22 protein-coding genes are annotated in these 18,238 nt (G+C 66.5%); 11 read left to right on the plus strand and 11 right to left on the minus strand.

The genetic code is table 11. The annotated features are described in order from the left end of the window. Positions 1 to 100 precede the first annotated feature (100 nt). Positions 101 to 619 carry a sterol desaturase family protein gene (locus P1IM2_RS01195; protein WP_003042932.1) on the minus strand — a complete coding sequence of 173 codons (519 nt, stop codon included), beginning with the start codon at positions 617 to 619 and terminating at the stop codon, positions 101 to 103. A 135-nt stretch (positions 620 to 754) separates the two neighbouring features. On the opposite strand from P1IM2_RS01195, the gene leuC reads away from it, so the two are divergent. The 5 genes from leuC to P1IM2_RS01220 all read left to right on the plus strand — a co-directional run bounded on the left by leuC (position 755) and on the right by P1IM2_RS01220 (position 4,458). Continuing rightward, the gene (leuC, locus tag P1IM2_RS01200; RefSeq protein WP_186401177.1) at positions 755 to 2,185 is read left to right on the plus strand and encodes a 3-isopropylmalate dehydratase large subunit; all 1,431 of its coding nucleotides are present in this window, start codon (positions 755 to 757) and stop codon (positions 2,183 to 2,185) included. Further along, the gene (gene leuD, locus P1IM2_RS01205; protein ID WP_186401178.1) at positions 2,182 to 2,778 is read left to right on the plus strand and encodes a 3-isopropylmalate dehydratase small subunit; all 597 of its coding nucleotides are present in this window, start codon (positions 2,182 to 2,184) and stop codon (positions 2,776 to 2,778) included. The genes leuC and leuD overlap by 4 nt, the downstream gene beginning before the upstream one ends. A 27-nt stretch (positions 2,779 to 2,805) precedes the next feature. After that, positions 2,806 to 3,801, plus strand: a complete 996-nt coding sequence (locus P1IM2_RS01210) for an NADPH:quinone oxidoreductase family protein (protein ID WP_062903020.1) — start codon at positions 2,806 to 2,808, stop codon at positions 3,799 to 3,801. A 68-nt stretch (positions 3,802 to 3,869) separates the two neighbouring features. Then, positions 3,870 to 4,079 (plus strand): DUF167 domain-containing protein, encoded by a 210-nt coding sequence (locus P1IM2_RS01215; RefSeq protein WP_313906776.1) that lies wholly within the window; start codon positions 3,870 to 3,872, stop codon positions 4,077 to 4,079. An 85-nt stretch (positions 4,080 to 4,164) separates the two neighbouring features. After that, positions 4,165 to 4,458 carry a hypothetical protein gene (locus P1IM2_RS01220; RefSeq protein WP_234181134.1) on the plus strand — a complete coding sequence of 98 codons (294 nt, stop codon included), beginning with the start codon at positions 4,165 to 4,167 and terminating at the stop codon, positions 4,456 to 4,458. Positions 4,459 to 4,508: 50 nt separating this feature from the next. On the opposite strand, the gene sdhA is transcribed toward P1IM2_RS01220, so the two are convergent. The 5 genes from sdhA to ald all read right to left on the minus strand — a co-directional run bounded on the left by sdhA (position 4,509) and on the right by ald (position 8,673). Further along, complete coding sequence (gene sdhA / locus P1IM2_RS01225) at positions 4,509 to 6,311, minus strand: succinate dehydrogenase flavoprotein subunit (RefSeq protein ID WP_186401179.1); 1,803 nt, start codon at positions 6,309 to 6,311, stop codon at positions 4,509 to 4,511. A gap of 1 nt (position 6,312) precedes the next feature. Then, positions 6,313 to 6,717 (minus strand): succinate dehydrogenase, hydrophobic membrane anchor protein, encoded by a 405-nt coding sequence (sdhD, locus tag P1IM2_RS01230; protein ID WP_003042951.1) that lies wholly within the window; start codon positions 6,715 to 6,717, stop codon positions 6,313 to 6,315. Beyond that, positions 6,710 to 7,153: a succinate dehydrogenase, cytochrome b556 subunit gene (sdhC, locus tag P1IM2_RS01235; protein ID WP_062901051.1), complete on the minus strand. Its 444-nt coding sequence runs from the start codon at positions 7,151 to 7,153 to the stop codon at positions 6,710 to 6,712. The genes sdhD and sdhC overlap by 8 nt, the downstream gene beginning before the upstream one ends. 146 nt (positions 7,154 to 7,299) lie before the next feature. Then, the gene (locus tag P1IM2_RS01240) at positions 7,300 to 7,530 is read right to left on the minus strand and encodes a hypothetical protein (protein WP_186401180.1); all 231 of its coding nucleotides are present in this window, start codon (positions 7,528 to 7,530) and stop codon (positions 7,300 to 7,302) included. A gap of 27 nt (positions 7,531 to 7,557) precedes the next feature. Further along, complete coding sequence (ald, locus tag P1IM2_RS01245) at positions 7,558 to 8,673, minus strand: alanine dehydrogenase (protein ID WP_058811169.1); 1,116 nt, start codon at positions 8,671 to 8,673, stop codon at positions 7,558 to 7,560. A gap of 158 nt (positions 8,674 to 8,831) precedes the next feature. Between ald and P1IM2_RS01250 the strand changes: the two genes are divergently transcribed. The 5 genes from P1IM2_RS01250 (at position 8,832) to P1IM2_RS01270 (ending at position 13,417) form a co-directional block, all read left to right on the plus strand. After that, complete coding sequence (locus P1IM2_RS01250; protein ID WP_003042965.1) at positions 8,832 to 9,305, plus strand: Lrp/AsnC family transcriptional regulator; 474 nt, start codon at positions 8,832 to 8,834, stop codon at positions 9,303 to 9,305. Positions 9,306 to 9,433: 128 nt separating this feature from the next. Next, positions 9,434 to 10,786 (plus strand): methyl-accepting chemotaxis protein, encoded by a 1,353-nt coding sequence (locus P1IM2_RS01255; RefSeq protein WP_062901054.1) that lies wholly within the window; start codon positions 9,434 to 9,436, stop codon positions 10,784 to 10,786. A gap of 51 nt (positions 10,787 to 10,837) precedes the next feature. Further along, positions 10,838 to 11,545: an SDR family NAD(P)-dependent oxidoreductase gene (locus P1IM2_RS01260; RefSeq protein WP_186401181.1), complete on the plus strand. Its 708-nt coding sequence runs from the start codon at positions 10,838 to 10,840 to the stop codon at positions 11,543 to 11,545. Then, the gene (gene bla / locus P1IM2_RS01265) at positions 11,535 to 12,449 is read left to right on the plus strand and encodes a subclass B3 metallo-beta-lactamase (RefSeq protein WP_260833887.1); all 915 of its coding nucleotides are present in this window, start codon (positions 11,535 to 11,537) and stop codon (positions 12,447 to 12,449) included. Before P1IM2_RS01260 ends, bla begins: the two co-directional genes overlap by 11 nt. Continuing rightward, on the plus strand, positions 12,446 to 13,417 hold the full coding sequence (locus tag P1IM2_RS01270; protein ID WP_186401182.1) for a 50S ribosomal protein L11 methyltransferase: 972 nt from the start codon (positions 12,446 to 12,448) through the stop codon (positions 13,415 to 13,417). Before bla ends, P1IM2_RS01270 begins: the two co-directional genes overlap by 4 nt. A gap of 3 nt (positions 13,418 to 13,420) precedes the next feature. Here P1IM2_RS01270 and phhA read toward each other — a convergent pair whose 3' ends face one another. Genes phhA through P1IM2_RS01295 form a run of 5 tightly spaced genes read right to left on the minus strand, consistent with a single transcriptional unit; the run spans position 13,421 to position 17,068 of the window. Then, positions 13,421 to 14,290: a phenylalanine 4-monooxygenase gene (gene phhA / locus P1IM2_RS01275; protein WP_186401183.1), complete on the minus strand. Its 870-nt coding sequence runs from the start codon at positions 14,288 to 14,290 to the stop codon at positions 13,421 to 13,423. Positions 14,291 to 14,328: 38 nt separating this feature from the next. Further along, positions 14,329 to 14,949 (minus strand): molybdenum ABC transporter ATP-binding protein, encoded by a 621-nt coding sequence (locus P1IM2_RS01280; protein ID WP_186401184.1) that lies wholly within the window; start codon positions 14,947 to 14,949, stop codon positions 14,329 to 14,331. Beyond that, a complete protein-coding gene (modB, locus tag P1IM2_RS01285) occupies positions 14,939 to 15,634 on the minus strand; it encodes a molybdate ABC transporter permease subunit (RefSeq protein WP_186401185.1) in 696 nt (231 codons plus the stop codon). Before modB ends, P1IM2_RS01280 begins: the two co-directional genes overlap by 11 nt. Continuing rightward, complete coding sequence (gene modA, locus P1IM2_RS01290; protein WP_409574521.1) at positions 15,634 to 16,398, minus strand: molybdate ABC transporter substrate-binding protein; 765 nt, start codon at positions 16,396 to 16,398, stop codon at positions 15,634 to 15,636. Before modA ends, modB begins: the two co-directional genes overlap by 1 nt. A 19-nt stretch (positions 16,399 to 16,417) precedes the next feature. Next, positions 16,418 to 17,068 (minus strand): Crp/Fnr family transcriptional regulator, encoded by a 651-nt coding sequence (locus tag P1IM2_RS01295; protein ID WP_186401187.1) that lies wholly within the window; start codon positions 17,066 to 17,068, stop codon positions 16,418 to 16,420. Between the two features lie 70 nt (positions 17,069 to 17,138). On the opposite strand from P1IM2_RS01295, the gene P1IM2_RS01300 reads away from it, so the two are divergent. Further along, a complete protein-coding gene (locus tag P1IM2_RS01300) occupies positions 17,139 to 18,017 on the plus strand; it encodes a sterol desaturase family protein (protein ID WP_186401188.1) in 879 nt (292 codons plus the stop codon). Positions 18,018 to 18,238: the final 221 nt, after the last annotated feature.

The following is an 18,238-nucleotide window of genomic DNA, read 5'->3' on the forward strand; positions in this document are numbered from 1 at the left end:
GACCCTGGCGAAAGCCAGGGGAAGCAATCTCCAGCGATCGGAATTTAACGCCGCCAGCTGGAAGTTGCTTGGTCGCTTCGGCTCCTCGCAATGACGAAGTTCAGTCTGCCAGCGCCTCGCGCACAACGGCGATGCCCGCTTCGCGCTGCGCCTTCAATTCGGCCTTCAGCCTGGCCGGGTCGCGCGCGAAGACGAAGCCGAAGCTGACCCCGCCTTCCTTGCCGATCGTCGCATGGTGCAGCTTGTGCGCCTGCACCAGCCGCTTGGCATAGCCGCGCCGCGGTACCCAGCGGAAATAGCGCTGATGGACCAGCCCGTCATGCACCAGCGTGTAGATGATGCCATAGCAAAGGATACCGAGGCCGATCCACGTTCCTGGTTCCCACGCCGCCGCACCGAAGATCATCGGGCTGCCGATCGCGAACATCGAAATGCTCATCGCGGCCCCGACGATGGCGAACAGGTCGTTCTTCTCCAGCCGACGCCCGTGCGGTTCGTGATGGTCGCGGTGCCAACCCCAGCCGAAGCCGTGCATGATATATTTGTGGCTTGCCCAGGCGACGCCCTCCATCGCGATGACGGTGGCAAGGACAAGGGCGATGATGGCGAGCGTCGACATGGGGGAGAGTATAGGCCGGTTAAGGCAGCCGCGCCATCATCTCCTCATTCCCCGCTATGGGTATCGGCGACCGAAAATTGCGTTTTTGATCGCCACTCGCTTGCAAAGTTGTGTGGGCAGCGTAAGTGAACCCGCATGACTCGGCCCCGCACGCTTTATGAGAAAATCTGGGACGCGCACGTCGTCGAACAGCGCCCCGACGGTACCTGCCTGATCTTCATCGACCGCCACCTCGTCCATGAAGTCACCAGTCCGCAAGCCTTCGCCGGGCTTCGCGCGAGCGGCCGTACGGTGCGCCGTCCCGACCTGACGCTGGCGGTTCCCGATCATAATCTGCCGACGACGGCGCGGCGCGATGCGGCGGGCAATCGGCTGCCGATCGCCGACCCCGAAAGCGCGGCGCAATTGGCGGCGCTCGAAAAGAACGCACCCGAATATGGCATCCGCTACATCGACGCGGTGGCGCCCGAGCAGGGTATCGTCCATGTCGTCGGCCCCGAACAGGGCTTCTCGCTGCCCGGCACGACGATCGTCTGCGGCGACAGCCACACCGCCTGTCACGGCGGCATCGGCGCGCTCGCCTTCGGCATCGGAACGAGCGAGGTCGAGCATGTGCTGGCGACGCAGACATTGCTGCTTCAGCCCGCAAAGACGATGGAAGTGCGCGTCGAGGGTGATGTGGGGCCCGGCGTCAGCGCGAAGGACATCATCCTTCACATCACCGGCGTGATCGGCGCTGCTGGCGGCACCGGCCACGTCATCGAATATACCGGCAGCGCGATTCGCGGCCTCAGCATCGAGGGCCGTCTGACTGTGAGTAACATGGCAATCGAGGGCGGCGCCCGCGCTGGCCTGATCGCACCCGACGATGTCACCTTCGCTTATCTGAAGGGCCGCCCCTACGCGCCGAAGGGGGCCGACTGGGAGGCTGCGGTCGCCTATTGGCGCAGCCTCGCGACCGATCCAGGCGCCAGCTATGACAAGACCGTCGTCATTGACGCTGCCGACATTGCACCGAGCGTTACCTGGGGAACCAGCCCCGAGGACGTGGTGCCGATCACCGGCTTCGTTCCCGATCCTGCGAGCTTTGCCGACCCGTCGAAACAGGCCGCCGCCGCCAAATCGCTTGCCTATATGGGCCTCGAACCCGGCACGCGGATGCAGGATGTCGCGATCGAGAACATCTTCATCGGCAGTTGCACCAACAGCCGGATCGAGGACATGCGCGCTGCCGCTGCGGTCATCAAGGGCCGCAAAAAGGCCGACAATGTCCGCTGGGCGATCGTCGTTCCGGGATCGGGCCTGGTAAAGGCGCAGGCCGAAGCCGAAGGGCTCGACCGCATCTTCATCGACGCAGGGCTCGAGTGGCGCGAGCCGGGCTGTTCGGCGTGCCTTGCGATGAACCCCGACAAAGTGCCCGCAGGCGAACGCTGCGCATCGACGAGCAACCGCAATTTCGTCGGCCGCCAGGGTCCGGGCAGCCGCACGCATCTTGTGAGCCCCGCCATGGCGGCGGCGGCGGCGGTGACCGGCAAGCTCACCGACGTGCGGGAGTTGATGGCATGACCCCACTGGAAAAGGTCGAAGGCCGCGCGATTCCGCTCGGGCTCAAGAATGTCGATACCGACGTCATCATTCCCGCGCACTGGCTCAAGACCACGAGCCGCGAAGGCATGGGCCGCGGCGCGTTCGAAAGCCTGCGCGCCGATCCCGACAATCTGTTCGACCGCCCCGAGAACAAGGGCGCTCCGATCCTGATCGCGGGCGACAATTTCGGCTGCGGGTCGAGCCGCGAACATGCCGCCTGGGCGCTCGGCGACCTTGGCATCCGCGTCGTCATCGCGCCCAGCTATTCCGACATCTTCTCGGGCAATGCCGTCAAGAACGGCATCTTGCCCGTGGTGCTGCCGCAGGCGGCGGTCGACCGGCTGATCGAGGTCGCGGCAACCGATCCGATTCACGTCGACCTCGACACGCAGACGGTGACGACGCCCTTTCAGGATCGCTTCACCTTCAAAATCGACCCGTTCCGCAAGATGTGCCTGCTCGGCGGTCTCGACGAGATCTCGCTCACCGAAAAGAGCGGCGGGGCGATCGACGCTTATGAGGCAAAACTGGCGGCCGAGCGGCCCTGGCTGCAGCCCGCGCTCACCGAATAACCAACGAAACAGGAAAAGGAGACGATGATGAAGGCTCTTCTGTCGACCGCGACCGGCGGCCCCGAAACGCTCGAACTGGGCGAGGTTGCGCGCCCCACCCCCGGCAAAGGGCAGATGGTCGTCGATGTGAAGGCCTGCGCGGTCAACTTCCCCGACGTGCTCATCATCGAGGATAAATATCAGTTCAAGCCGCAGCGCCCCTTCGCCCCGGGCGGCGAGGTCGCGGGCATCGTGGCCGAGGTCGGCGAAGGCGTGACCGATTTCAAGGTCGGCGACCGGGTGATTGCGGCGTGCGGCAACGGCGGCATGGCCGAGGCGGCGCTGGTCAATGCCGCCAATAGCTATCCGCTGCCCGAAGGGCGCGACTTTGCCGAAGGCGCGGCGCTCCTGATGACCTATGGCACCAGCATTCATGCGCTGGTCGATCGCGGCCATATCGAGGAAGGCGATACGCTGCTCGTCCTTGGCGCCTCGGGCGGAGTCGGCATTGCCGCGGTCGAACTGGGCAAGGCATTCGGCGCGCGCGTCGTCGCCGGCGTATCGAGCGAGGCAAAGGCCGACATCGCACGTCAGGCCGGCGCCGACGAAGTCGTCGTCTATGGCTATCAGCCGTTCGACAAGGAGGCCTCGAAGGCGCTCGCCAACACGTTCAAGGCGGCGGTCGGCGGCGACGGCGCCAATGTGATCTACGATGCGGTCGGCGGCGATTATTGCGAACCGGCGCTGCGCTCGATCGCATGGGAAGGACGCTACCTCGTTGTCGGCTTCCCCGCGGGCATTCCGCGCCTGCCGCTCAACCTGACCCTGCTCAAGAGCTGCGACGTCGCCGGTGTCTTCTGGGGAGCCTTCGCCGCCCGCGAGCCGCAGCGCAACCGCGCCAATATCGCACGCCTGTTCCAGCTTTGGGAACAGGGCAAGATCAGCCCGCGCGTCACCGAACGCTTCGCGCTGGCCGATGGCGGCAAGGCGATCGCCAAGCTGGGCGACCGCAGCGCCGTCGGCAAGCTGGTCGTGACCATCTGAAATATCGCCCCGATCCCGCGCTGACCGAGGCGCTCGACGCACTGGCGCGGCCGACCGGCCGGATCGAGGTGCGCGTGACGCCTGGCGCGGGGCGCGACGAGGTACGGATCGAGGCCGGCGCCGTTTTGCTGCGCGTCACCGCCCCGCCCGCCGACGGCGCCGCCAACGAGGCGGTGCTGCGCCTGCTCGCGGCCGCGCTCGGCCGGCCACGCCGCGATCTGACGCTGCTGCGCGGCGCAACGGCGCGGATAAAACTGGTCGCGGTCGCGCTCGACTGATCGCAAAGCAAGGCCCCGCTTAACCATTTATCAGGGGCTCCCCCCTATCGTTCAATGCAGGACTATTGGGATTCAGGGATCAACGATGGCGGACCCCCGTTCGGCCAGTGATGGGCAGGCGATGAGCCTTGCGAATATTTCGCGGACTCGCCGTGCGCAGTTGATTGCCGAGTTCGAGGGCGAACTCGGCATCGATCACAAGGCGCGCGCGCGCGCCGCCTATGAAGAAAAGCGCTGGCGCATCATCAAGACGATCATCGTGTGGACGATCGCGCTGATGTTCTTCGCGGTTGCCTGCTACAAATTGTGGCTGATGGGCCTGCAGGTCGACAGGCCCTTTTCCGACCTCAATCCGATCGACAATATTCTGGGCAAATAGGCGGAGCGGCCGATCCGGGCACCCGAAGGCGCCCGGTCACAAACGCGTCCTCAGTAAACGCGCGCCTTCGGCTTGATATATTCGGCATCGTCGGTCAGCGTATATTCGTGGACCGGGCGGTAATCGAGCGTCACCTTGCCGTCCTTGCCGCCCCAGCCGTCGAACCAGCTGATCGTGTGCTTCATCCAGTTCGCATCGTCGCGGTTCGGGAAATCCTCGTGCGCGTGGGCGCCGCGGCTTTCCTTGCGGTTGAACGCCGAATGCATCGTCACCGTCGCCTGCGCGATCAGATTGTCGAGCTCGAGCGTTTCGACGAGGTCGGTGTTCCAGATCAGGCTGCGGTCGGCGACATGGACGTCGGTCATGCGCTCATAGGTCTTGGCAAGCTTGTCCTTGCCCTCGGCCATCAGCTCGTCGGTGCGGAAAACCGCCGCATGCTGCGACATCGCGCGCTGCATCTCGGTGCGGATTTCGGCGGTCGGCGAACCGCCGCTCGCGTTGCGGAAATGGTCGAGGCGGCCAAGCGCGAGGTCGGCGCTGTCCTTGGGCAGCGCCGGCTGCGCGGCGCCGGGTGCGACGATTTCCTTGAGCCGGTGCCCCGTCGCGCGTCCGAAGACGACCAGGTCGATCAGGCTGTTCGAGCCAAGGCGGTTCGCGCCATGGACCGAAACGCACGCCGCCTCGCCGACCGCGAACAGGCCGGGGACGACCGCATCGGGGTTGCCGTCCTTCAGCGTCACGACTTCGCCATGATAGTTACAGGGAATGCCGCCCATATTGTAATGGACCGTCGGCACGACCGGCAGCGGCTGGCGCGTCAGGTCGACGCCCGCGAAAATCTTGCCGCTTTCGGTGATGCCCGGCAGACGCTCCGCCAGCACCGCGGGATCGATATGATCGAGGTGCAGGAAGATATGGTCCTTGTGCGGACCGACGCCGCGGCCTTCGCGGATTTCGAGCGCCATCGAACGCGACACGACGTCGCGCGACGCCAGATCCTTCGCCGAGGGGGCATAGCGTTCCATGAAGCGCTCGCCCTCGGAGTTGGTGAGATAGCCGCCCTCGCCGCGCGCGCCCTCGGTGATGAGGACGCCCGCACCGTAGATGCCGGTCGGGTGGAACTGGACGAACTCCATGTCCTGGAGCGGCAGGCCCGCGCGCAGCACCATCCCGCCGCCGTCGCCGGTGCAGGTATGCGCCGAGGTGGCGGTGAAATAGCAGCGGCCATAGCCGCCGGTCGCGAGCACGACCGCCTGGCTGCGGAAGCGGTGGATGCTGCCGTCTTCCATGCACAGCGCGATCACGCCGCGGCACACGCCGTCTTCCATGATCAGGTCGAGCGCGAAATATTCGATGAAGAAGTCCGCGTCATACTTCAGGCTCTGCTGATAGAGCGCGTGGAGCATCGCGTGACCGGTGCGGTCGGCGGCGGCGCAGGTGCGCTGCACCGGCGGGCCTTCACCCATATTCTGCATATGGCCGCCGAACGGGCGCTGATAGATGGTGCCATTGGCGTTGCGCGAAAAGGGCACGCCGGCATGTTCGAGTTCGTAGACCGCGGCGGGCGCCTCGCGCACCATATATTCGATCGCGTCCTGGTCGCCCAGCCAGTCGGAGCCCTTGACGGTGTCGTACATATGCCACTGCCAATGGTCGGGGCTGTTGTTGCCGAGGCTGGCGGCAATGCCGCCCTGCGCCGCAACGGTGTGGCTGCGCGTCGGGAACACCTTGGTGATGCAGGCGGTGCGCAGGCCGGCCTCGGCGCTGCCCATCGTGGCGCGCAGGCCCGAACCGCCGGCGCCGACGACGACGGTGTCATAGGTGTGGTCGATGATCTTGTAGGCTTCGGTCATATCACATGCCCCCCGGGCCGAGCGCGGCGGGCGCCAGCGCGATGCGCACGATCGCGAAAATGCCATAGGCCGCGCCGCCGAACGCATAGAAATTCAACAGGACGATCGACAGCAGGCGCGTCGCTTCGCCGTGCACATAATCCTCGATCAGCACCTGCAGCCCGAGGCGCAGGTGCCAGAAGACGCTGACCACGAGCAGGATCAGCGCAAAGGCGACCATCGGCTTCGACGCCCACTGCATCAGCGCGGCATGGTCGCCGAGCGGCAAGCGGAGCAGCGAGACGACGAACCAGGTGACGAGCAGCACATTGCCGAGCGCGGTCAGCCGCTGCTGCAGCCAGTGGCCGGTACCGTGGTGCGAAGCGCCAAGTCCGCGAACCCGGCCGAGAGGCGTTCCGTTACCCATTGAGCGCCTCCTTGGCGATATAGAGCCAGGTCGCGGCGGTCGCGAGGATCGCGCCCACGATCACGACGGTCGACCAGAGCTTGTTGGCCTTGAGTTCATAACCCGCGCCGGTATCGAGGACGAAGTGGCGCAGCCCCGAAAACAGATGCTGGAAAAAGGCCCAGGTCAGACCGACGAGCACGATCTTGCCCAGAATATTGGTGACCTGATGCACGCCGCCGCCCGCAGGGTCGTGCCAGACGCAGGCGACGAAGGCCGCATAGGCCTCGGGGCCCGCCGCTATCGCGCCGAGCCAGCCGAGGAACATCAGCGCACCGACGATGGCCAGCCCGTCACCGCTGACGCGGTGAAAGATCGAGACCGCCATGTGCGGCCCCCATTTATACACCTGGAGGTGCGGCGAGAGCGGACGCCCGCTCGGTTCTTTGCCAGCCATATCAGCCCCATTCCGTGACTCTAGTCGGTCGATGGGCGCCGGTTTAGCGCCGCGCGCACGATATGCAATTGCTTAGGGGGCGATGGAGGCAAGAAATCGCAGGCAGCCGGCCCCGGGATCGAAGGATCGTCCGGGGCCGACGCGCCTTATTTGATCTTGTCGCGGTTCGCGTAGAGCAGCGCCGCAAGCACTGCGGCCGAACCGACGCCGATCCCCGCCGCCGTCTTCCAGCCGATCTTGCGGCCGCCTTTCGCCGCCTCCCGGTCGGCCGCCTCGGTCGCCTCGGCGGCTTCCTTCTGGGCCTGCTGCTCGCGCGCGGCGCGCAGCACTTCATTTTCTTCTTCGTCTTGCGGGGGAGGCGGCACTTGGTCGGTCATCGTCTCTCTTGATCCTATGGTCTGGCGTCAGGCGAGTGCCTGCTCGACAGGCACATAGTCCGTTCCCACCGCTTCGGCTACGGCTTCGAACGTCACCTTACCATTCCATACGTTCAGGCCCTGCGAAAGATGCATATCGCGGCGCAGCGCTTCTTTCCAGCCGAGGTCGGCGATGCGCAGCGCGTGCGGCAGGGTGACATTGTTGAGCGCATAGGTGCTCGTGCGCGCGACGGCGCCGGGCATGTTGGCGACCGCATAATGGACGATGCCGTCGACGACATAGGTCGGATCGGCGTGCGTCGTCGCATGGCTCGTCTCGAAACAGCCGCCCTGGTCGATCGCGACGTCGACGAGGACCGATCCGGGGCGCATTGTCTTCAGCATGTCGCGCGTGACGAGCTTCGGCGCTTCGGCGCCGGGGATCAGCACCGCGCCGATGACCAGATCGGCCTCGGCGACGCATTCGGCAAGGTTCGCGCGGTTCGAAAAGCGGGTCTTCGCGCGCGCTTCGAAAAAGGTGCCGACGCGTTCGAGCACTTCGGGATCGCGATCGAGGATCGTGACGTCGGCGCCCAGCCCCGCCGCCATCTGCGCCGCGTTGAAGCCGACGACGCCGCCGCCGATCACGCAGATTTTGCCCGGCGCCACGCCCGGCACGCCGCCGAGCAGCACGCCGCGGCCGCCATGCGCCTTTTCAAGCGCGGTCGCGCCGGCCTGGATCGACATGCGCCCCGCGACCTGGCTCATGGGCTTCAGGAGCGGCAGGCCGCCATGCGGGCTGGTCACGGTTTCATAGGCGATGCACACCGCGCCCGATTTCATCAGATCGCGCGTCTGCTCGGGATCGGGCGCAAGGTGAAGATAGGTATAGAGAATCTGGCCTTCGCGCAGCATCGCGCGCTCGACCGCCTGCGGCTCCTTGACCTTCACGACCATTTCGCAGGTCGCGAAAATTTCTTCGGCGCTGTCGACGATCTCGGCGCCCGCCTCGACATAGAAGCGGTCGTGAGCGCCGATGCCCTCGCCCGCGCCGGTCTGGACGAGGACGCGGTGACCATGTGCCACCAGTTCGCGGGCGCTCTCGGGCGTCAGGCCGACGCGATATTCGTGATTCTTGATTTCCTTGGGGGTGCCGATGATCATGCTGTCTCTCCGATTTGCCGGAACGGACGCGCGCATTTTCGCCTATCCGAAGCCTTCGGGCAAACATAACAGCGTATCGGCGGGATTTGCTTGCAAACTATCGTTCGCATAACGATAAACACGCAATATTTTTGCGTCATTCTGGATGAACACGCGACATGATCGATCGAATCGATGCAAAGCTGCTCAACCTGTTGCAGCGCGAGGGGCCGAAACCCGTCGCTGAACTGGGCGAACGGGTCGGACTTTCGGCCTCCGCCTGCCATCGCCGCATCCGCGCGATGGAGGCGGCGGGGATCATCACCGGCTATGCCGCGCGCATCGCCCCTGACACGATAGGCCTCGGTCTCGACGTGTTCGTCGACATCAGCCTGACCTCGCAGAGCGAAGAGGCGCTCACCGCTTTCGAAAGCGCGGTCAAAAGCTTCGACGAAATCCTCGAGTGCCAATTGCTGTCAGGCGCGTCCGACTATCGGCTGCGCGTCGCTGCGCGCAATGTCGCCGATTTCGACCGGCTGCACCGCCACTGCCTGTCGCGCCTTCCGGGTGTCGCCGCGATGCACAGCGCCTTTGCCCTGCGCACCATAAAGGGCTTCGAAGGCTATCCTGTCCAACCCACGGAGCGCCGCTGAACCGAGCGAAACCGGCCGCGCTGGTTAACGGTGAATTTACCAATTTCCTTCCATATCCGGCAGACGCAGTTTGGGATGATGGCGGGCGACAGACCTGCGCGTCCCGGGGTCGGCAAGGGAACAGGATCATGGTGAAGGAAAATCCGATTCATAAGCAGCAAATCGAGCCCGTTCTGATGGCCGATCGCTTCCCGACCTATGACCTCGACGGCCGGCTCGCCGCCGACGGGGCCGAAGTGCACATGATCCTGTCGGGGCTGGAGACGCAGCTGGCGACCGCCTATTGGGATGCCTTCAACGCGCTGCCCATCGTCACCCGCAAGATCGAGGGTGAACTGCTTGAATCCTATATTCGCGGCAGCGCGCGGCACATGCAGACCAAATATGCCGACGCCGGGGGGCAGGAGGCCGCGACCATCGCGTGCCAGAACACCCATATGGCGCTGCGCGTCGGCCTGCCGATCGCGACCGTGCTGTCGTGCATCGGCGAAAGCCACAAGCTGGCCATCCATTATGTGATCGAGGCGTGCGCCGGCGACACGGCGCGCCAGACGCGCCTGACCGCGGCGATCAACCGTCTCGCGCTGCTCGAAATGGACATCATGCTCGCCTATGCCGAAAAGCTCGACCGGGCAGCGATCTCGCAGGAGCGACAGGCGCTGGCGAGCGATTTCGACCGCTCGATCGCCTCGCTGGTCCAGGACAGCGACGGGGTGCGCCAGCAGCTCGCCAAACAGGCCACATCGGCCGATCATGCCGCGCGCGGCATGATCGCCAAGACGAGCGAAGTCGCCGCGGCGTCCGAGCAATCGGCGATGGCGATGCGCGAAGCCGCATCGACCGCCGCCGGGCTGATCCGCGCGATCGAGGATGCCCGCACCGAAGTCGAAGCATCGGCCAGCGTCGCGACGCGCGCCTCCGAACAGGCGGGCGAAGCGGTGGCCATGTCCGACGCGCTGTCGCGTCACGCCGAATCGATCGAATCCATTCTGGGCCTGATCCGCGAAATTGCGGGCCAGACCAACCTCCTCGCGCTCAACGCGACGATCGAGGCGGCGCGCGCGGGCGAATCGGGCCGCGGCTTTGCCGTCGTCGCGCAGGAAGTGAAGAGCCTCGCCAACGAAACCGCGCGCGCGACCGACGATATTGCGGGCAAGATCACCGCGATCCAGCAGGCAACGCGCGGGTCGGTCGCGGCCAACCAGTCGATCCAGCAGACGATCATCGAGGTGCAGCAGTCGGCGCAGCGAATTCGCGATGCGATGGACGCGCAGGCGCAGACGGTCACCTCGATCACCGCCGCCGTCGACGAAACCGCGCTCGCCGCCGACAGCATGTCGTCGACCATCGCCAGCATCCGCAACGATTCGGGCACCGTCGCCAGCGAAATCAGCGTGCTCAGCCAGGAATTTTCCAAGATGGGCGAGCGGCTGCAGGCACTGGAAACCGCCGCGAGCGAATTCAGCCGCCGCGTCGCCTGATCCGTCGCGCCTTGCTTGGCAAGCGGCCCGCCGCTCGCCTAAGGCGGGGGGATGAAAACCCACATTCTGATTACCGGCGCGAGCCGCGGCATCGGTGCCGCCATCGCCGACGCGCTTGCAACCGACGCGGCGAAGGTCGCCGCGCTGTCGAGCGCCGACGGCGACCTTGGCGACCCTGCGATTGCGGACCAATTATGGACCAAAAGCCTCGACCGGCTCGACGGCCGGATCGACGTGCTCGTCAATAATGCCGGCGTTTTCGAAGCGAATCCGATCGACAGCAGCGACGCCGACTGGCTCGGAAGCTGGAACCGCACCCTCCAGATCAACCTGACCGCCGCCGCGCAGCTGTGCCGCCGCGCGGTGCAGCACTGGCAGGCGCGCCGGGCCGCAGGCGACACGAGCCATGGCCGGATCGTCAATATCGCCAGCCGCGCCGCCTATCGCGGCGACAGTCCCGCGCATTGGCATTATGCGGCATCGAAGGCGGGCATGGTCGCGATGACCAAGACGATTGCGCGCGGCTATGCTCATGAAGGCATCCTCGCCTTCGCCATTTGCCCGGGCTTCACGATGACCGGCATGGCCGAGGACTATCTCGCCAGCCGGGGCGGCGACACATTGCTCGCCGACATCCCGCTGGGCCGCGTGGCGGGCCCCGAGGAAATCGCCGAAATGGCGCGCTGGTGCGCGCTCGAGGCGCCGCCGTCGATGACCGGGGCGATCCTCGATGCCAATGGAGCCAGCTATGTCCGCTAAAAGTCTTGCCCTGGCCGCCCTGATGCTTGCTGCCCCGATGCCTGCGGGATGCGCGCCGCAGGCGAGCGCTCCGGCCGCGGCGCCTCCTGCTCCGACGGGCAAGGTGCTCGCCGCCGCCTGCGCCGATCGCGAAGGCTGGAGCGATCCCGCGCCGCCGGCCAAGCTGTTCGGCAACACTTATTATGTCGGCACCTGCGGCATCACCGCGCTGCTCATCGACGCACCGGCCGGACCGATCCTGATCGATGCCGCAACCGCCGAAGCGGCGCCTGCGATCCTTGCCAATATCCGCGCGCTGGGCTTCGATCCCAAGCGCATCCGCGCGATCCTGACCAGCCATGAACATTTCGATCATGTCGGCGGTCTCGCGGCGCTGCATGCCGCGACCGGCGCGCCGGTGATCGCGCTTGCCGACGCCGCGCCGCAGCTCGAAAGCGGAACCCCCGACCCGCGCGATCCGCAGCGCGGCGCCCTCGATAGCTTCACCGCCGTGCCGGTCGCACAGCGCCTGCGCGACGGACAGCCGCTCGCCTTTGCCGACATCCGGATCACCGCCCACGCAACCCCCGGCCACACGCCGGGCAGCACGAGCTGGACGTGGCAATCGTGCGAAGGGTCCGCCTGCCGCACCATCGCCTATGTCGACAGCCTGACCGCCATTTCGGCCGACGGCTACCGCTTCAGCGACCATCCCGACTATGTCGCGATGCTGCGCGCGACCTTTGCCAAGGTGCCGACGCTGCCGTGCGACATTCTGGTCACCCCCCATCCCGGCGCGAGCAATTTGTTTGCGCGGTTGGCGGGCGAGGCTCCGCTGGCCGGCGCCGATGGCTGCGCTGCTTATGCCGCGGCAGCAGGCAAGCGACTCGACGATCGGCTGGCGAAAGAGGCGGCGACGCGATGAGCTGGATCGTCTCGCTGCCCTGCACGCGTGCGGAGGCCGAAGCGCTGTCGGGTGAAATCCCTGCGCTCGATGCGGCCCCCGAAGCGCCGGTCGTCGTGACGCGCGAGATCGACGAAGATGCCGGAACCTGGCAGCTCGACGCCTATATGGACGACGCGCCGGGCGATGATCTGCTGCGGCTGATCCAATCGCTCGCCCCGAGCGCAAAAGGCGTCGCGCCGACCGTCGCCGAATTGCCCGACGAAGATTGGGTCACGCTGTCGCAGCAGGGGCTCGAGCCGGTGCGCGCCGGACGCTTTTTCGTCCACACCAGCAGCTATGCCGACCGCGTACCGCCGGGCACGACATCCTTTCTGATCGATGCGAGCCAGGCCTTCGGCACCGGCGGGCACGACACGACCGCGGGCTGCCTCGCGATGCTCGACCGCCTCGCCCGCGTGGGCGCCGCGCCGCGCAATATCGCCGACATCGGGACGGGCACGGGCCTGCTCGCCTTCGCCGCCATGGCGCTATGGCCGCGCGCGCGCGTCATCGCGTCGGACATCGACCCGGCGAGCATATTCGTCACGCGTGACAATGCCGCGATCAACGATGTGCCACTGGGCCGCGGCGGCGGCCGGCTCGCGCTGGCGGTCGCGCCGGGGACCGACCATCCGGCCATAAGGCACCGGGCGCCCTATGACCTCGTCATCGCCAATATTCTCGCCGGGCCGCTCATCACTCTTGCCCCCGACATTGCCGCTGCGACCGCACCCGGCGGCCGCGCCATTCTTGCCGGCTTGATCGCGCGCCAGATGGACCCCGTACTCGCCGCCTATCGCGCGCACGGCTTTCGCCTGTCCGCGCGCGGCGGCAGCGCGGAATGGCCCTGCCTGCTGCTCACCAAGCGGCGGCGCTACGGCTACCGCCGCAAGGAACGCGCCCTGCACCGCGCCAGCCCCTCGGACGCGAGCTTCGGGAGCTGGTGAAAATCAGGCTTTCGCCGCCGCATAGTCCTGCGTGCCGCGGGTGATGACGCTATCGTCCGGCAGGATGTCGGCGATCGGGATCGGCGGCAGCGCGGCGTTCGCGGCATAGAGAGGAGCAAAGTCGGTGTTGACCGTCGTCTCCAGAAGCTGGTCCAGACTATCGATCACGAAATAATTCTGCTGGAAATCGTCGATCCGGTAATCGGTGCGCATCACGCGCGCGAGGTCGAAACCGATGCGGTTGGGGCTGTCCGAATCGAGTGCGAAGACGCTTTCGGCGTAGGACGAGACGATCCCCGCGCCATAGATGCGCAGGTCGCCGCTCTCGCGGATCAGCCCGAATTCGACCGTGTACCAATAAAGCCGCGCGAGCTGCTTCAGCGCGTCGAACTGCAGGCTCCTGAGGCCGCCTTCGCCATAAGCGACCATATAATCGGCGAATATCGGGTCGGCGAGCATCGGGACATGGCCGAACACGTCGTGAAAGACGTCGGGTTCCTGAAGATAGTCGAGCTGCTGCGGTGTGCGGATGAAATTGCCCGCCGGGAAGCGCCGGTTCGCCAGATGGTCGAAAAACACGTCATCGGGGACAAGCCCCGGCACCGCCACGACCTGCCACCCCGTCGCCGCCATCAGCCGCGCATTGAGCTCGCGATAATCGGGGATGCCCGGCTTTTCGAGCTTGAGCACGTCGATCCCGCGCAGAAAGGCGTCGGCGGCGCGTCCCGGCAGCATCTCGGACTGGCGCGCGAACAGCCGGTCCCACATCGCATGCTCGGCGGCGGTAAAGGCGTCCCAATCCTGCGATATCGTCCAATCCGCCGCAGCGCCCGGCGGCGGCGTATCGTGGACGTGCGTAAACTGGCTTTCCATGCGTGCAATCTACCATCAATATGGTTTCAAGTGAAACTTTATTTGCCGACCTCGACGATTTGCGTTGCCAGCCGGTCGACCTCGGCCCGATCGTGGCTGACATAGAGGATCGGCACTTTCAGCTCGTCGCGTATCCGTTCGATCACCGTCATGATGTCGTCGCGCCGCGCCGCGTCGAGCGACGACAGCGGTTCGTCCATCAACAGGATTTGCGGCGCCGCGAGCAAGGCCCGGCCGATCGCGACCCGCTGCGCCTCGCCGCCCGACAGGCTTTGCGGCCAGCGACCGAGCAAATGGCCGATGCCCAGGAAATCGGCGGCCTCATCCAGCGTCATCCAGCGATTAGCCGGATCGGCGAGACGCCAGCCATAGAGGAGATTGGCCTTCACGCGCCGATGCGGAAAGAGGCGCCCGTCCTGGAAGACATAGCCGACGCGCCGCGCCTCGGGCGGCAGGTCGGTGGCGCCGTCGAACAATGTCCGTCCGCCGATACGGATATGCCCGCGATCGGGGCGCAGCAGCCCGGCGACCATGTTGAGCAGGCTGGTCTTGCCGACCCCCGAAGGCCCGAACAGCGCGGTCAGTCCGGCTTCGGCCGTGAACTGCGCCGCGATGACGCTCGCGCCGAAGCGCCTTTCGACGTCGATATCAATCGCCATGCCGCGCCCTTTCGGCATGGGTGCGCCGCACCAGCCACTCGGACAGGATCAGCGCACCGAGCGACAGCGCGACCGACAGCAGCGCGAGCCGGGTTACCATCGCCTCCGCCCCCGGCACCTGCAGCGCCGAATAGATGGCGAGCGGCAGCGTCTGCGTTTCGCCGGGAATATTGGAAACGAAAGTGATCGTCGCGCCGAATTCGCCGATCGAGCGGGCGAAGCCGAGCACGAGCGCCGCCAGCACGCCGGGCAGAGCGAGCGGCAGGCTGACCGTCCGGAAGGCGTGCCAGCGCCCCGCCCCCAGCGTCCGCGCCGCGCCTTCGAGCCGCCGGTCGACCCCCTCGATCGACAGGCGCATCGCGCGTACCATCAGCGGGAGCGCCATGATCGCGGCGGCCAGCGCTGCGCCGGTCCAACGGAACATCAGCGTGACGCCGAGCCACTCCTGCAACCGGCTGCCGATCGGGCCGAGCGGGCCGAAGGCGACAAGCAGCAGCCAGCCGGTGACGACTGGCGGCAGGACGAGCGGGAGATGGACCAACGCGTCGAGCAGCAGCCGCCCCGGAAAGCGATAGCGCGCGAGCACCCAGGCGAGCGCGAAGGCAAGCGGCAGCGTCGCGAGCACCGCGACCCCGCCGACCTTGAGCGACAGCGCAACAATCCCCCACTCCTCGGCCGACAGCATCAGGGCGCCGTAAAGCCGTGGCGCGCAAAGATCGCGCGCGCCTGCCGCGATAGCAGGAACGCGCGGAACGCCGCCGCCTCGCCGCTGCGCGACGTCTTGAGCAGCGCCAGCGGATAACGGATCGGCGGATGGCTGGCGGCCGGAAAGGTCCCGACGACGCGCACCGCCTGCGACGCCTGCGCATCGGTGGCGTAGACGATGCCGAGCGGCGCGGCGCCGCGTTCGACGAGCGCCAGCGCGGCGCGGACGTTCTCGGCCGGGGCAAGCTTGTTCGCCACATCGCCCCACACGCCGAGAGCGGTCAGTGCCGCCTTGGCATATTTGCCCGCGGGCACCGCGTTCGGATCGGCAACCGCCAGCCGCCCGCCGCCGAGCGCGCGCGCCAGCGCGAAGCCGCGCGCGGGGGCAAGGCGCAGCCTGCTCGCCTTGGGGGCGATCAGCACGAGCCGGTTGCCGACCAGATTGGCGCGCGTGCCGGGACGCAGCAGTCCCGCCTTGGCGACCGCGTCCATCCAGGGCTCGTCGGCGGAGATGAACAGGTCGGCGGGCGCCCCCGCCATGATCTGCCGCGCGAGCGCCGACGATCCCGCGAAGGACAGGACGGGGCGCGCATGCCCCTGCGCCGCCCAGGCGTCGGCGGCGTCGGTCAGCGATTCCTGAAGGCTGGCCGCCGCAAGGATCAGCGGCCCGCGCTCGGCCGCTGCCGCCATGGGCGCCAAGGTGGTCAGCACAAGGAGGAGGAGCAGGCGCCGGAGGATCGTCATGGCGGCGACCATAGCCATGCTAGGCCGGGCGCGAAAGCGGCGGCAGGACGCGAACATGGCGATAGCCGCGCTCGATCGTTCCGCGCACCGACAGATCGCGCAGCGCGGCGCCGAGTGTGACGCGCGAGACGCCGAGCAGATCGGCGAGCTGTTGCTGCGTCGCGCGCACCGTCATCCCGTCGGCGGCGTCGGCGGCCATCGCCGCGAGCAGCCGCGCCAGCCGTTCGGCGACGGGCAGCCGCCGTTCGGCATCGATGATGTCGAGCGACACCGCAAGCTGACGGCCCAGGCTGCGCAGCAGCAGTTCGGCCCAGCCGATGTCGGCGGTCATCAGCGCGCGGAGCACCGGGCGGTCGATGGCAACCAGCCGCGCCGGACCGCTGGCAATCGCGTCGACCTGGCGTTCGAGCCCGGTGAAGAAGGCCAGCTCGCCGAAGATATCGCCCGGCCCCAGCACGGCAAAGGCGGTGAACGCGCCATCCTCCGCATAACGTCCGACGAGTACATGCCCCTCGATCACGGCCCAGAAGGCATCGCCAGGATCGCCCTGATGCTGAACGAACTGACCATCCGCAAAGGATCGCGGCGACGTCATCGCGAGCAGCCGGTCGCGTTCGGCGCCCGACAGGCGCGTTCGCTCGGCCAGAGCCAATTGATAACTTCTTTGCATTGTCGAGTGGGTTTCTGTGCCACCACGCCGCGAAAGACAAGTGGCACGAGGCCATAGCGGGAGAATCGGGATGCAGCTTACCTCGGCCCAGTCGAGCCTGATCGTCGTTGCAATCTATGTCGGCTTCTGCCTGCTCGAGCTGATCCGCACGCGCCTGTTCGCCAAGTCCGAACAGTCGCGCCACGACGGCATCATCGAAATCGTCAGCACCTTCACGCTGCTCATCGCGACCCAGCCCGCAATCCTGCTGATCGTGGGCGCGCTCGGCCACGCTTGGCTTCCGCAATATGAAGGCGCGCTGGCGCACGCCCCCTGGTACGCCGCGCTCGCACTGTTCCTCGTCTTCGAAGACATGATGCAATATTGGTGGCACCGCGCGTCGCACAGCACCGCTTGGCTCTACAACCTGCACCGCGCGCACCATAATGCCCGCTATATGAGCGTCCGGCTCGTCTACCGGAACAACATCATCTATTATGCGATGATGCCGAGCATCTGGTTTGCCGGGGTGCTCGTCTACCTCGGGCTCGGCTGGTTCTACGCCTTCTATCTCATCGTGAAGATGGCGGTGATCATCGGCGCGCACAGCGACGTCGCCTGGGATGCGCCGCTCTATCGCATCCGGGCGCTCGCGCCGGTGATGTGGGTCGTCGAACGCACGATCAGCACCCCCGCGACGCATCATGCGCATCACGGCCGCCACGCCGACGATCCGGCGGTCAACTACAAGGGCAATTTCGGCAATCTTCTGTTTTTCTGGGACGTGCTGTTCGGCACCGCAAAGATCACGCGCAGCTATCCGCAAAGCTATGGCGTCGAAAATCTGCCGCCGGCCACGCTGGGCCAGCAGCTTTTGTGGCCGATCTTTCCCGAGAACAAGGATATGCATGCGGTCATCCCCGGCGCCGTGCCGGGGACCAGCGAACCGCATGCGGTCGCGGCGGGCTGAACGGGTCGCAGCACGTCCCGCCAGCGCGCGGCCCGGCACCTGTGGGGGATGCCGGGCCGTTTGCCGGTCGGGGGTTCAGCGTTCCGCCAGCTTGCCGAGCGCCATGGCGTCAGCATTACTGAGGTCGAGGAAGCGATGATCCGCAGCTTGCGGGTCATTGCCCAGCCGGTCCACAGAAAGAACCGCAGGTGGTGGCAATTCTGGCGGCGGTATCGCCGCTT

This window comes from Sphingopyxis sp. P1IMeth2, assembly GCF_900185685.1.
GTDB classification, from domain to species: domain Bacteria; phylum Pseudomonadota; class Alphaproteobacteria; order Sphingomonadales; family Sphingomonadaceae; genus Sphingopyxis; species Sphingopyxis terrae_A.

What these genes read in the sequence shown, in the direction of transcription:
- P1IM2_RS01195 (WP_003042932.1), bottom strand. Translation starts at nt 619, where the DNA reads ATGTCGACGCTCGCCATCATCGCCCTTGTCCTTGCCACCGTCATCGCG.
- leuC (WP_186401177.1), top strand. Translation starts at nt 755, where the DNA reads ATGACTCGGCCCCGCACGCTTTATGAGAAAATCTGGGACGCGCACGTC.
- leuD (WP_186401178.1), top strand. Translation starts at nt 2,182, where the DNA reads ATGACCCCACTGGAAAAGGTCGAAGGCCGCGCGATTCCGCTCGGGCTC.
- P1IM2_RS01210 (WP_062903020.1), top strand. Translation starts at nt 2,806, where the DNA reads ATGAAGGCTCTTCTGTCGACCGCGACCGGCGGCCCCGAAACGCTCGAA.
- P1IM2_RS01220 (WP_234181134.1), top strand. Translation starts at nt 4,165, where the DNA reads ATGGCGGACCCCCGTTCGGCCAGTGATGGGCAGGCGATGAGCCTTGCG.
- sdhA (WP_186401179.1), bottom strand. Translation starts at nt 6,311, where the DNA reads ATGACCGAAGCCTACAAGATCATCGACCACACCTATGACACCGTCGTC.
- sdhD (WP_003042951.1), bottom strand. Translation starts at nt 6,717, where the DNA reads ATGGGTAACGGAACGCCTCTCGGCCGGGTTCGCGGACTTGGCGCTTCG.
- sdhC (WP_062901051.1), bottom strand. Translation starts at nt 7,153, where the DNA reads ATGGCTGGCAAAGAACCGAGCGGGCGTCCGCTCTCGCCGCACCTCCAG.
- P1IM2_RS01240 (WP_186401180.1), bottom strand. Translation starts at nt 7,530, where the DNA reads ATGACCGACCAAGTGCCGCCTCCCCCGCAAGACGAAGAAGAAAATGAA.
- ald (WP_058811169.1), bottom strand. Translation starts at nt 8,673, where the DNA reads ATGATCATCGGCACCCCCAAGGAAATCAAGAATCACGAATATCGCGTC.
- P1IM2_RS01250 (WP_003042965.1), top strand. Translation starts at nt 8,832, where the DNA reads ATGATCGATCGAATCGATGCAAAGCTGCTCAACCTGTTGCAGCGCGAG.
- P1IM2_RS01255 (WP_062901054.1), top strand. Translation starts at nt 9,434, where the DNA reads ATGGTGAAGGAAAATCCGATTCATAAGCAGCAAATCGAGCCCGTTCTG.
- P1IM2_RS01260 (WP_186401181.1), top strand. Translation starts at nt 10,838, where the DNA reads ATGAAAACCCACATTCTGATTACCGGCGCGAGCCGCGGCATCGGTGCC.
- bla (WP_260833887.1), top strand. Translation starts at nt 11,535, where the DNA reads ATGTCCGCTAAAAGTCTTGCCCTGGCCGCCCTGATGCTTGCTGCCCCG.
- P1IM2_RS01270 (WP_186401182.1), top strand. Translation starts at nt 12,446, where the DNA reads ATGAGCTGGATCGTCTCGCTGCCCTGCACGCGTGCGGAGGCCGAAGCG.
- phhA (WP_186401183.1), bottom strand. Translation starts at nt 14,290, where the DNA reads ATGGAAAGCCAGTTTACGCACGTCCACGATACGCCGCCGCCGGGCGCT.
- P1IM2_RS01280 (WP_186401184.1), bottom strand. Translation starts at nt 14,949, where the DNA reads ATGGCGATTGATATCGACGTCGAAAGGCGCTTCGGCGCGAGCGTCATC.
- modB (WP_186401185.1), bottom strand. Translation starts at nt 15,634, where the DNA reads ATGCTGTCGGCCGAGGAGTGGGGGATTGTTGCGCTGTCGCTCAAGGTC.
- modA (WP_409574521.1), bottom strand. Translation starts at nt 16,398, where the DNA reads ATGACGATCCTCCGGCGCCTGCTCCTCCTCCTTGTGCTGACCACCTTG.
- P1IM2_RS01295 (WP_186401187.1), bottom strand. Translation starts at nt 17,068, where the DNA reads ATGCAAAGAAGTTATCAATTGGCTCTGGCCGAGCGAACGCGCCTGTCG.
- P1IM2_RS01300 (WP_186401188.1), top strand. Translation starts at nt 17,139, where the DNA reads ATGCAGCTTACCTCGGCCCAGTCGAGCCTGATCGTCGTTGCAATCTAT.